A 12,240-nucleotide genomic window follows, 5' to 3' on the forward strand; every position below is an offset into this window, starting at 1 on the left:
AATTTTCAGTTCTATCGTATCACTATTTCCTGATTTGCTTGTGATTTAGAATCGGTAATTCTTTATAAAAAGAATCTCGACTAACTCAACATTTTACAGGCTCATCTTAAAATAACTTTTAGGAGCTAATCTAATCACTAAAATAACAACTAATATCACGCTGACTAAATGAAAAAGCCATCCCGCTTTATAAGTCCCAGTAAAATCATGCAAAATTGCAATAATCCATGGCGGGATTGCTGCCAGTAAAAAACCGCCTCCTTGCATCAGTGCAGATAAAGCACCTGCATGTATCGGTTCATCAAAATGATCTAATGCAACTATAAGCATTAAGGCAAAACATCCCCCTAAACCCGCGCCCAAACAAATTGCCCAAAGCATAGAGGCGAACTCAGGCATAAAAGCTATTCCAGAGAAACCGACTAGTTGCATGACTAACGTAAACCATAACCATGGACGTCGATCTTTATATTTCCTAGCTAAAACAGGCAAAATGAGTGCTGAAGCTGCTTGGCTCAAGGCCAGTAAAGCAAGTAGTTGTCCACTTTGCGCTGCGCTCTGACCCTGATCTTGAAAAGAAGGTGCTAACCAAGCTACGACTGATGAGTAGCCACCATTTACAAGCCCGAAACAAGCCATTAATAACCAAGTTCGAGGTTGCTTTAATAACTTTCTTATAGGCGCGCGATGAATGGATGAGCGAACTTTTGAAGGTAAAAAGATAAGTGCCAATATATATGTAAATAAAGCTGGAATAGCAAAAAAAGCCAGTCCAATCGACCAGACACCCGTTATATTTGAAATTATGGGAGCTAACCATGCTCCTAACGCCCCACCGCCCATGAGCATAGCCGAATAAAGCCCCATCATCGGACCTATGTATTGGCTAAATTCTCGTTTAATCATGCCCGGAAAAGCCGCTTGTATCATCGCAACTCCGAATCCAATTACTATTGCACTAAGAATTAATCCTTCAGATGTAGGCAATAAAAATCGGACAGCACATCCTCCACAAATGGCGAGCAATGCACCGAGAATAGCTTTTCGTTCGCCCACATAGTTCTGCAATATTGGGCCAACAAATGCAATGAGTCCCATAAGCATCATCGGTAGCAAAGTAAGTAGTGCTATCCCTTGTAAGCTTAAACCAGTGGCTGTTCGAATATTGGCAATCAATGGTCCAATACTTGTGATAAATGGTCTTAAATTAAGGCCAACTAAAGCCACAGTTACAATGAGCATCGGCTGGGTCAAAAAAGCTCCAGACTGCTTCATTATTTTGAGCCTGAATTCTGGGCCTGATAATTCTTCCAATGCGCATAAAGATCAGTGCGGTTTTCAACTCTGATCGGTATATATTGAATTTTCATTGATTGCTCAGCAAAGGGCTTGGCAAGCTCTATATATATTTCGGCTGTAGACAAACCAAATGGTGTTCCGTCTTCATTAGAATATGCATAGCTCACCGACTTGATACCTGCTAAACGCATTGCAGCCATACACATTGGGCATGGATGACCACTTGCATACACAGAGCAGCCTTCTAAATTGGCAGTCCCTAAAACTTGGCTGGCTGCACGAATCGCCAGTAATTCGGCATGTGCAGTGGGATCGTTGGTTGTCAGAATCTGATTTACACCTGAAGCAATAATTTCTCCATTCTTTACAACTACTGCTCCAAATGGTCTGCCACCTTTTTCAATATTGTTATAGGCAAGCTCAATCGCATTACGTAAAAACTGTTCACCTTTTTCCATCATGTACTCTCACTTTTTATTTTGCACCAGCTGCAAGAAGTCTTTTTTCAATTTCGCGGTAGCCTCGTGAACGCGCATGTTGTAATGGCGTAATGCCGTCTTTATCTGCTAAGTTCGGATCAGCCCCTGCTTTTAATAAAAGCTCTACAATGCGTTGATATTTTGGTTCTCCATTGCCCAAAATAATGGCCTCAAGCAATGCGGTCCACCCCAAATTATTGACATGATTAACATCTATACCAGCCGCAATTAATGTACGAACCGTTTCAACATGGCCTCGCTCCGCTGCAGGAATGAGCGCAGTCCCACCGTAACGATTAGTACTTTTTAAATCGGCACCATGCATGAGTGTCATTCTTAGAATTTTTAAATATCCTTGTGCGCCGGCGTACAAATACGGACTGTCTTGAATATTATCTTTTGCATTTACATCCGCACCCGCCTCTATCAGCATATGAGCAGCATGTACATTATTTGCTCTTGTTGCGACCATCAAAGCAGTCGAACCAGTTTCATCCCGCTCATCAATTAAAGCCTTTTGAGATAAAATCTTTTTTATAGATTGAGTGTCGTTATTTATTGCTGCCTGATGTAAAGGGTATTCACTTATTGCATTCGTCATATTTGTAAAACCTAAAGCCCCTACCGCGACGATCAGATTTATCCATATTAGTGACTTACGCATGCTGGTCTCCCAATAGAAATTTATGGCAAAACATTTTGTAAATAGAATAAACACCACCAAAAGTATTTGGAAATTAAATTATTTAATCGATAGTATTAAGATTATAAATACTTATCTGATCTGCTTTTAAACGTAGCGGTGTATAATATGTTTGATCCTCGCCTTTTACGTGCTTTTGTCACTATTTTTGAAACGGGCAGTTTTACCGCAGCCGCCGATCGATTACATCTGACTCAATCAACGATTAGTCAGCAGTTAGCGCGGCTTGAAGAATCAGTGGGTCATGCGCTTATAGATCGAACAGCAAGACCTTTCAAATTGACAGTTTCGGGAGAATATCTGATTGGTTATGCGCAGCGGATTTTGACTCTTCAACAAGAAGCTGAGATCCTACTTAAAGATCCGGCAGGAAGTATTCCTATTCGTATTGGTCTACCAGAAGATATGATGAGTCCTGCAATGGCTGAAGTTTTCGGTATATTTGCCAAAGAGCATCGTTCCATTCGTTTAGACGTAACCTCTGGCTTAAGTCGGAACCTAACAGACCGTTATCGAAATGGTGAATTCGATATTATTATTGTCAAAGAACCCGCAGCCAGTGCTGATCACCACGCTACTTTCCCAGAAGAAATGGCATGGTTTGCAAGTGAAAACTCAAAGACTCCATCGACTGACCCCGTGAGTTTAGTCACTTTTCCTCAAGGAGGGCTTTATCGGGACGAAATGTTCGCAACCTTAGAACGTGAGCGGCGACGGTGGTATATTGCTTTTACTGGTAGTAGCCTAGAAAGCGTGTTAGTCAGTGTTGAAACAGGATTAGGGTTATCTTTATTACCTGTGGCTACGACTACTGGACGTAGAGTACGTCGATATGATTCATTCGGGGCTGTTCCGCCTATGGTCGTTTCAATTTACACATGGGAAAAAGCTGGGATAATCTCCCAGCTTGTAGATAAAATGACGACCGTTTTAAAGGATCGTTTTCAGTCTTCAATCAATATTTAACTTATATCATTCGAACTTTCAGCAATAAGTTTTTCTGCCATTTCTTGAGTTTTTCTTAAGCCTGGCATACGGAATTCGGTATGCCCATAATCTTGGATAGATTTCCAACGTCCACCCCAAGTAAGCCCCACCGATTCGGCAACTTGTCCATATAACCGATAGCCTTGCATCGCCCACGGGTCTCGCTCAGAAATAACCACTTTTCCATTTCGCTTGAATGCTACATCAGCAGCCAAACCAAACTGGTGATAGCTTTGATACCCCCTCGCTCTAGTCGTGTTAGGATTGCCTGCCAGCATATTCTGACGTGCTGGGCTACGATAACCTTCCAATAAAACCAACTCATAACCATACTGTTCTTTCATGATTTTAAACACCATGAGTAAACGCTGTTTATAACGTGGGTTCATTTTGTCCCATTTACGATCAACCAAAGTCGTGTCCAGAATAGCTCGACCATCGAAACTTGCATTATCAATCGGTGAAGAATTAATAGCTCCACTATTTTGAGACGAATATTGCTGCTCTAACTGCGTAGCCTCAACAATTGCGGCCTCAATTAAGCTTTCATCCACTTCTGGCGGCGGCGATAATATTTCACCATTTAAAAGTGCATAAATTTGAGGATCAGTTTTTTTCAGATATTCAGCTTCAATTCGAGTTGAACTAATCGGACGAGTAAAAGCAAAAATTAATATACTGGCAAACAAAAAAAAGCCTGCAATTACAATCCACCATTGTTGTAAATGCCAATGAGATTGTAATTTTTCAGGAGCAGCTGCCTGATTCATGGTTTGAGCAAATTGCTTCACCTGATTAAGCTGTTTACGCCCTTGGGGCAGTAATGACAAAACAAAATCTTTGCTTCTACTCCTGAGTTCATAAGACATTAAAAACGCTAAACCAATTGCCAAACATGTAAAGCAAAAGAAAATGAGAAAGATCATCATCAGTTCATTAATTCACGGCAAAAGGACTTCGTGTAATTTTAATATCTACCGATGCCTTAGGTGGCTCAACCTCAGGTTCTGGTTCGGCTGGAGCTTTACTCTCAACTACGGGTTTAGCCTGAGCCACTTGTTGTTGCGGCGGCTTACTCACAGGTTTTTGCTGAGCTGGCTGTATTTTGGGTTGAGCCACTTTAGCTGCACCCGTCTGTAGTTGAGGCACGACTTGAACTTTCTTCTCACCTGTTAGCTGCTCATCAAAAGGTGAAACTCGCTGTTCATTCGCAGCAACAGTTTTATGCGGAACAGGTTTAAAGATATTACTTAACTCATTATCTTTTGGCTGTTCAAAGCCATCACGGCTCATTGAGTCTGTTTCGTTGTCTTGGCTTACAGCAACCTGATTTTGTTCATCAGAAGAATGAGCAGCATCTTGATTTAAAATTTGCTCTTCTATTGATTTACTCTCAATTGCTGCTGATTCTGGCGAATTCGGTTGAGACAAGAACAGGAATAGCGAGATGCTGACAAACACCCCTGCAATTACACCAATCACAATATACAGTAGTGGTGATTTCGGCTTTTTTTTATTCGATTGTAAAACTCGAATAGAAGTTGGTTTTTCCTGAGCCATTTCGTACCATCATCAAGGTAAATAAATTGTAATATGCGCTTGCTCTTGAGGAGCAGAAATCACATTTTGATAATTAGATAATGCTTTATCATTTTGATTATTCAGCATAAATCTTAAACCTGCAAAGGTAAGTAATGCAAAAATCAATAAAAAGATCAAAATCCAAAAGAAAGGTACTTCGCGATGAATAATATTTCGTATTTGATCAGGAATTGCCGAGAACGGCGAAAATGCAACTTTTTTCCCTTTTAAATAGTCAATTTCATCACCCACTCTTGATACTAAGTGGTTAAGACTTTCAATAGACTCAATGCGGTACTTACCTTGAAAACCAAGTAAAAGGCAGTAATGAAATACTTCAAGAGCAGCTAGTCGTTCTTTTCCACGGCTTCGCAATTGCTCCAAAATTTCAAAAAAGCGATAGCCCGCTAACTGAGAACCAAACAAGCTCAATTGCAATGGGCTAATCAACCAAGCATTCTGTAAATTAAAATAGCTTGGGTCTTGTTGCGTTACGATGGTTTCATCAATTAATGCACAAAATGCATATTTAGCATCATGAATATCATCAGCTGAAAATTGTAGTTTTTTAGCTTGTTGCTCAAATTGATTAAGCAAATTTAGGGTTTTTTCACGGAATTGCTGCGCATCTGCTGGCACATATTGATTTCGAATTAAAAAAATCAAATAAAAGCCATCATGCAATAAATCAATAAGATTAATTGCCTGTAGTTTTGCCTGCGACTGGCTATTGTTATTTCCACCTGTCCCGATTTGCCCATCGTCAAATAAAGAAGGAGCGCCTGTAGATTGTGACATTTTTCTCTCCTTTACCGTTAAGCGTTCATGACCGCAATCAATTCAATACTGATATCTTGGAAACCAGCTGGAACATAAATACAGATCGTCTCTGAATCTAGCATGCGCTGATATAGCTCGTGATGCGGTTCAATTTCAAAATAACTCACACCAGAACGTACCGGTATTGCCGTTGGAACCTGAATCAAATGATGTAATGGAATTGCAGGTAATGCAGCAACTACACGTTGCTCTACATCCAAAGTGCTACCAATCTTGAATCGTAAAGGTACGATCTGGATCAACTCATGGGTCTGCATAGCACTACTTGATACAGCAATATAAAGTCGAGTGTCTCGAGTAATCTTATCGGTTTCAAGACTTCCCACCCAATATGAAGGTCGGATCTCTTTAAGCGCAATACTGATATAACGACTTGAAATAATCGTATCGAGTAAATCACGCAGAATCGTGTCTAACTGAGTAAAACTTTCTTGTAAATTATGATGTTTATAAGCAGGCAACTGATCGACATCATAGGCTGTCGAGAAAGTTAATAATGAACCTGCTAAACGCAATAATTCGAAAAACAACCGTTCTGGATGGATTTGTGGATATTGCACAAAGTGATTTAAACCGGCATGAGCTGTATTTAAGGCATTCACTAACCAGAAAGAAACAATATCACCTGAACGGAATTCAATTAATTTCTGTTCATTTTCTCGGTTATTGGTTTGAATCGTCTTAATTTTTGCCTTAATAACATTCAGTGTTCTTTTTAAGTTTGAAATGAGTGTTTCAGAGGCATCCACGTGCAAAATTGGTGGAATAAACTTTCGGTCAATTTCAAAAGCACCAGAGCTTTGGCGCTTAATTTTTCCAATCGGCAGATATAAGAAACCATCTAAATTATGGTCTGGATTACTATGAACATCTAATAATTTAAAAACAGCACGGCGGCGTAGCAAACTAATATCGGCTTCGGTAGCATTCGTAAATAGATCATGCGTTTCGACAAGGTGAGATTGATATCTACCCTTTTGTGATTGGTTTTGATCAATTAGATTTTGCTTATTTGCTTGTAAGAGTGGCAATGCTAAATAGATTAGCATCTCACCACGTAAATTAAGATCATCTAATAAAATTGGTTCAGGCAATAAATCATATGCAGGCGCCTGATAAATTTCACCGTCTTGCCAGATCATCTCTACAGACTCAAGAGCAAGTATATGCGTACTCAATTGAGCCTCGTCGAAACTCAATTTTTGAATACCATACGAAAAAGGCACAACCGCACGAACCGTATGATTTAGGCGTTGTTCATGATAGGTATCTTGAATTTGGAAATGTTGAGGTCTTAAAAATAAACCTTCGCCCCACAGGACTTTTTCAGCTTTAAACATATGTCTTTACCAATCTTTATTCATATTCATTTTTAGGCTGTACACCTAACATTTCCTGAACCATTTGTAATGGATGCTCATCTTTAATGACTTGCGCTAACCATTCATGTAATGGCATTTGACTCCATTTAATAGTTTTTTGAAGCATATAGCTCACAGGGCTATGAGGTTCATTTGCTTGGAAGTAATCTGCGATCTCTTGCAGCACTTTCATTGCTTGCTCGCGGTTAGCCAAGTGTGTTTGTGCTTGAGGCTGAAAAGCAGGCTGATCTGAAACAACTTGTACAGGCACTTGATTTTCCATAGATGAGCTCGTGATGACAGTAGCCTGTTCTTGGATTGGTGCAAGTCCTGAACCAAAAGCTTCTGCTTTATAAATCTTGCGTAATGTGCTGTGAATAGTCTCAAATGCTGAATCAATCGCAGCAAAACTTGGCGAATCTAGCCCCATTAAATGATCGAGAGTTTGCTTTAAAACATCCCACTCAGTTAACACTGAACTAAAATCTTGATAGTTAGAATATTGAAAAGTTTTAGACGTATTAAAAATAGCTTGGTCGAATTGTTCTAATTCCGATGGCCCCGACTGGCTATCATACTCTTCTGTTTGTTTACGGCGAACATTTTCGTGATAAAGAAAATTATCATAATCAAGCAAATTATAATAAGGAGCCGTATTGGTTAAAGGGACTTTCTTTAACAACATCGGAAGTTGATTAATTAAACCCTGTAATAAACCAATGCGTTGATCCAAGTCATCATCTTCAATAACAGGATGAATTTCCTGCCAGTATTGATTTAGCATGGAATGGCTTAAAGTTAAACCTTTCGCCATACCTTCAAAACCATCAAGATGAGTCCAAGCTTCTAAGAGCCAAGTTAATAGACGAATATCTTTCGTTTTATCTTTTAGCAAAACACTTGTGTTCTTTGCTACAAAGTCCCAATCGGCTTGTTTGCGCTCAGCAACCCAATCACCTTGATCTAGTAATAGATCATCTTGTGTCTTCGCTTTTTTTATTTCATGAAATTCATTAGAAAACGAAAAGTCGTCACCACAAGGCAAACTATCACTAATGGGTTCAAGTAGTTCAGAAATATCAATATTCATCTAATTTTAGCTCTATTCAATTTTAAACTTCTGACTTCAATTTTTTACTAGTCCTTTTTTTAGCAGCTTTTACAACTGGGTCTAGTACATATTGAATTTCGTCATCTTTAGCATCAATCATGATAATTTTTGGTAGTTTTTGCTCTGCTAAAGCCACCAAAATTTCTGTAGCCAATGCAGGTAACGCTGTAGAATTTAAAATATTATCAACGTTACGCGCACCACTATCGACTTCTGTACAACGGCTTAAGAGGAGCTCTACCAAATCATCAGAATACTGGACTTGTGTTCCGTATTGTTTCTCAATTCTTGCTGTGATTTTGCCTAACTTATGCTTAATGATTCGTACAAGTAGATCATCATGCAGTGGGAAATAAGGTACAACTCTCATTCGGCCTAAAAATGCAGGCTTAAATTGTTTATATAAACTTGGTTTTAAGTGCTCAATCAACTCTTCAGCTGTAGGCCACTCTTCTACAGGTCTATTTAAGCAAGCCTGCATAATGGCACTTGAACCAGCATTTGAAGTTAACAAAATAGTCGTGTTTTTAAAATCAATTACTCGTCCTTCACCATCTTCTAAAGTACCTTTATCGAATACTTGATAGAACAGTTCCTGAACATCGCTATGAGCTTTTTCAATTTCATCAAGCAACACCACACTGTACGGGTTACGGCGTACAGCTTCTGTTAAAACCCCACCTTGGCCATATCCGACATATCCTGGAGGCGCACCTTTCAATGAAGATACCGTATGTGCTTCTTGATATTCAGACATATTAATGGTGATTAAATGCTGCTCACCACCATATAATTCATTTGCCAAAGTTAATGCAGTTTCAGTTTTACCTACACCACTTGGGCCAACCAAAAGAAATACACCTTGTGGCTTATTAGGATCTTCAAGTTTTGCTTTTGAAGTTTTAATGCCTTGAACTAATTGTGTGAGTGCATAATCTTGCCCCATTACACGCTGGCCCAATTTATCATCAAGCGTTAATATCTGTTTAATTTCATCATTGACCATTTTTCCAACAGGAATACCAGTCCAATCAGAAATAATTTCATTAATAATTTGAGAGTTTACTCTTTCAAATACTAATGGTTGCTGGCCTTGAATATCGGCAAGATCTTTACGCAGCAGATTAATCTGATCGAAAGCTTCAGACTCATTAGCATGATTCTGTGCTTCTAACTTTTGAATTTTATGAACAAGTTCTAATTCTTTTTGCCACTGCTCTTCGGTTTCATGGATCTCTTTTTGCAAAGATTCTAAATTAGCTTTTAAAGCGTCCAATCGTTCATGATGTATTGGAATCTGACGGTGCTCATTTTCTAAAATTTGCTGTTCAAGTTTTAAGTTATGTTCTTGGGCCTTTAACTGGTCAAGCTTTACTGGTTGAGCATTTTGAGTCAATGCAACACGTGCTGCTGCCGTATCAAGAACACTAACTGCTTTATCCGGAAGTTGACGGCCACTAATATATCGATGTGAAGAGTGAACCGCTGTAACGATCGCCTCATCATCAATTTGTAATTTAAAATGCTGCTGCATGACTGGAATCATCGCACGCAACATATCTACCGCAACTTCTTCGGTTGGCTCTTCTACTTTCACCACCTGAAAACGTCGGCTCAATGCCGCATCTTTTTCAAAATATTGTTTATATTCTGCCCAAGTTGTCGCAGCAATCGTACGCAACTCACCACGTGCAAGTGCTGGTTTTAAAAGATTTGCAGCATCATTTTGCCCTGCTTGTCCACCTGCACCAATTAAAGTATGCGCTTCATCAATAAATAAAATAATAGGATGAGTAGAAGCTTGAACTTCTTGAATAACCTGTTTTAAACGATTTTCAAACTCGCCTTTAACACTTGCACCTGCCTGCAACAACCCCATATCCAGCACATGTAAATGTACATTTTTTAGGGCGTTTGGTACTAAACCTTGAGCAATTTTTAAAGCCAAACCTTCCACTACAGCTGTTTTACCAACACCAGGTTCTCCGGTTAAGATCGGATTGTTTTGACGCCTACGCATTAAAATATCGAGCATTAAGCGAATTTCATATTCACGCCCAATCACTGGATCTATACCGCCTTTTTTCGCTTTTTCAGTGAGATTAATCGTATATTGATCAAGTGCATGTGTTTTAGCTACTTTGGTAGCTGCTGCAGTTGTGTCTGTAGGTGCAGCTTCATCTGAAGGTGTTTTTGTTTCATCTTGTTGTTCAACACTCTTCTCACAAATTTCAAGAAACTTATGTTTCATTGAATCAATTGGTAAAAGATCAAATAAACTCGAAGCTCTTGTTGCAATTTGATATAAATCAGGCGCAGTTAATAAAGCAACTAATAAATGACCACTACGAATAACGGGATTTTGTTCAGCCGAAGCTAATAACCAAGCTTGTTCAAACAAACGAACAATAGATTTAGCAAAAATAGGAGTTCGGGTATTACCTTTTGGTAATTGAGAAATTGTTTCTTTTAAATCATCAGCTAAAGCTTCAGATGAAATTTTATACTTCTTTAATAAAATTTTTAAATCATTCTCTAAAGATTGATTAAGTAATTCTAAAAATAAATGCTCAATTTCAATTTCGTAATTTTGTTGAATAACACAAGCATTAGCCGATTTTTCTAAAGCAGTTCGTGCAACTGTAGAAAGTTTTGTAATTAAAATTTTTAAATTACTCATCATTACTCTCAATATTTTTAAATAATTTAATGCTTAAAATCATAATGCCTGTATATTAACAAAATTCAGCTTTATCAGACAAACTACTCATCATTTCAAGCGTTAATATGTTTTAGTAGATATTTATATCTATATAAAAATATCTCTACCCTTATCCTTGATTAACTAAACTCTGTTTTGGCAATAATTTACAGCCACATGATAATGAATCATTTACACGTGCTGCGGATTTTCCCATAACAAGCATATTTGGATCTCCCGATACAATCGTAGAAACCGTTTTGTGTAACGGACAAGTTGCCTTATCTCCTACACAAGCAATTGCAATTCCATCAATTAAAAATGTACTGTTTCCTGAAATGACTTGCCCTCCACCAGTTGTTGGGCATCCAATCGTAATGTAAGGGCTAGCCATGTTCTTCTCCTTATATTTATAGAACAGTAAACTCAATCCGACGGTTTTTCTTTCTTCCTTCTGGAGAAGTGTTATCTGCAACTGGCTTAGATGAACCTAAACCTTCTGTAGATAAATGGTCGGCAGGAATACTCTTGCTAATCAAATAGTTTTTAACTGCCAATGCTCGGTCTTGACTAAGTTTTAAGTTTTTAGTCGCATCACCAGAACTATCAGTGTGACCAATAATTTTGACTTTTTTACCGCCTACTTTATTTAAAGCAACAGCCATCTCATCGAGAATTTTTTGACCCGCATCAGTTAAAACCGCACTACCAGATTCAAATTCAATAATTCGATTTTTAAGTGCATCATCAATGATTTTCTGCTCAGCCTGATTGACTGATAACTGTGAATACAGTTGGTACGGTGGCTGCACTAATCCTTGAAAAGATTGAATTGTAGGCTGAATATCTGCTGGGTTCAGCATTTTTCCACTCAACTCAAACCGAGTACCATTTACGCTTAATTTGCCTTGTGAAACCTTTTTAAGATCAGGCGTAATCACTCGAGTTACCGAGTCACTCCAACCATTAGGAGCAGCTACGGGTCTCACTTGTATTTTATCGACAACCTGATCAGCACCATAAACAGACTGCATTTTTAATAAGATAGCCTGTTTACTTGCTTCGTTAGGGACCACACCTTCTACGACAATCGGCTGAGCTAAAGCATAGTTAGCGATTGCATAGATAAAACAGCCTTTTATGAGCTGTGAAAGTTTAGTTTGATATCGTTGATTCAT

12 protein-coding genes are annotated in these 12,240 nt (G+C 38.6%); 1 reads left to right on the forward strand and 11 read right to left on the reverse strand.

Going from position 1 to position 12,240, the window contains the following annotated elements; translation table 11 throughout:
• Positions 1 to 93: 93 nt before the first annotated feature.
• From KTI79_RS05365 to KTI79_RS05375, 3 genes are read right to left on the reverse strand one after another with little or no spacing between them, the layout of a single operon-like run.
• The gene (locus tag KTI79_RS05365; protein ID WP_032053541.1) at positions 94 to 1,275 is read right to left on the reverse strand and encodes a cyanate transporter; all 1,182 of its coding nucleotides are present in this window, start codon (positions 1,273 to 1,275) and stop codon (positions 94 to 96) included.
• Entirely contained in the window at positions 1,275 to 1,757 is a 483-nt protein-coding gene (locus KTI79_RS05370; protein WP_032053540.1) for a nucleoside deaminase, read from the reverse strand. Before KTI79_RS05370 ends, KTI79_RS05365 begins: the two co-directional genes overlap by 1 nt.
• Before the next feature lie 16 nt (positions 1,758 to 1,773).
• A complete protein-coding gene (locus KTI79_RS05375) occupies positions 1,774 to 2,442 on the reverse strand; it encodes an ankyrin repeat domain-containing protein (protein ID WP_199937207.1) in 669 nt (222 codons plus the stop codon).
• A gap of 147 nt (positions 2,443 to 2,589) precedes the next feature.
• On the opposite strand from KTI79_RS05375, the gene KTI79_RS05380 reads away from it, so the two are divergent.
• Entirely contained in the window at positions 2,590 to 3,447 is an 858-nt protein-coding gene (locus tag KTI79_RS05380) for a LysR family transcriptional regulator (RefSeq protein WP_032053538.1), read from the forward strand.
• Here KTI79_RS05380 and KTI79_RS05385 read toward each other — a convergent pair.
• The 8 genes from KTI79_RS05385 to KTI79_RS05425 form a co-directional block, all read right to left on the reverse strand.
• A complete protein-coding gene (locus tag KTI79_RS05385) occupies positions 3,444 to 4,397 on the reverse strand; it encodes a M15 family metallopeptidase (RefSeq protein ID WP_016141456.1) in 954 nt (317 codons plus the stop codon). The genes KTI79_RS05380 and KTI79_RS05385 overlap by 4 nt on opposite strands.
• Positions 4,398 to 4,404: 7 nt before the next feature.
• Positions 4,405 to 5,028, reverse strand: a complete 624-nt coding sequence (locus KTI79_RS05390) for a hypothetical protein (protein ID WP_032053537.1) — start codon at positions 5,026 to 5,028, stop codon at positions 4,405 to 4,407.
• 12 nt (positions 5,029 to 5,040) lie between these two features.
• Positions 5,041 to 5,847, reverse strand: a complete 807-nt coding sequence (gene icmH / locus KTI79_RS05395) for a type IVB secretion system protein IcmH/DotU (protein ID WP_016141458.1) — start codon at positions 5,845 to 5,847, stop codon at positions 5,041 to 5,043.
• A gap of 17 nt (positions 5,848 to 5,864) precedes the next feature.
• Positions 5,865 to 7,229, reverse strand: a complete 1,365-nt coding sequence (gene tssK, locus KTI79_RS05400) for a type VI secretion system baseplate subunit TssK (RefSeq protein WP_032053536.1) — start codon at positions 7,227 to 7,229, stop codon at positions 5,865 to 5,867.
• 16 nt (positions 7,230 to 7,245) lie between these two features.
• Positions 7,246 to 8,340, reverse strand: a complete 1,095-nt coding sequence (gene tssA / locus KTI79_RS05405; RefSeq protein ID WP_032053535.1) for a type VI secretion system protein TssA — start codon at positions 8,338 to 8,340, stop codon at positions 7,246 to 7,248.
• Between the two features lie 22 nt (positions 8,341 to 8,362).
• Positions 8,363 to 11,044 carry a type VI secretion system ATPase TssH gene (gene tssH, locus KTI79_RS05410; RefSeq protein ID WP_079284141.1) on the reverse strand — a complete coding sequence of 894 codons (2,682 nt, stop codon included), beginning with the start codon at positions 11,042 to 11,044 and terminating at the stop codon, positions 8,363 to 8,365.
• Positions 11,045 to 11,192: 148 nt separating this feature from the next.
• A complete protein-coding gene (locus KTI79_RS05415) occupies positions 11,193 to 11,456 on the reverse strand; it encodes a PAAR domain-containing protein (RefSeq protein ID WP_004793184.1) in 264 nt (87 codons plus the stop codon).
• A 16-nt stretch (positions 11,457 to 11,472) separates the two neighbouring features.
• On the reverse strand, positions 11,473 to 12,240 hold the full coding sequence (locus KTI79_RS05425) for an OmpA family protein (RefSeq protein ID WP_032053533.1): 768 nt from the start codon (positions 12,238 to 12,240) through the stop codon (positions 11,473 to 11,475).

The organism is Acinetobacter sp. WU_MDCI_Abxd143, assembly GCF_025514195.1.
In the GTDB taxonomy this organism is placed as follows: domain Bacteria; phylum Pseudomonadota; class Gammaproteobacteria; order Pseudomonadales; family Moraxellaceae; genus Acinetobacter; species Acinetobacter pittii_H.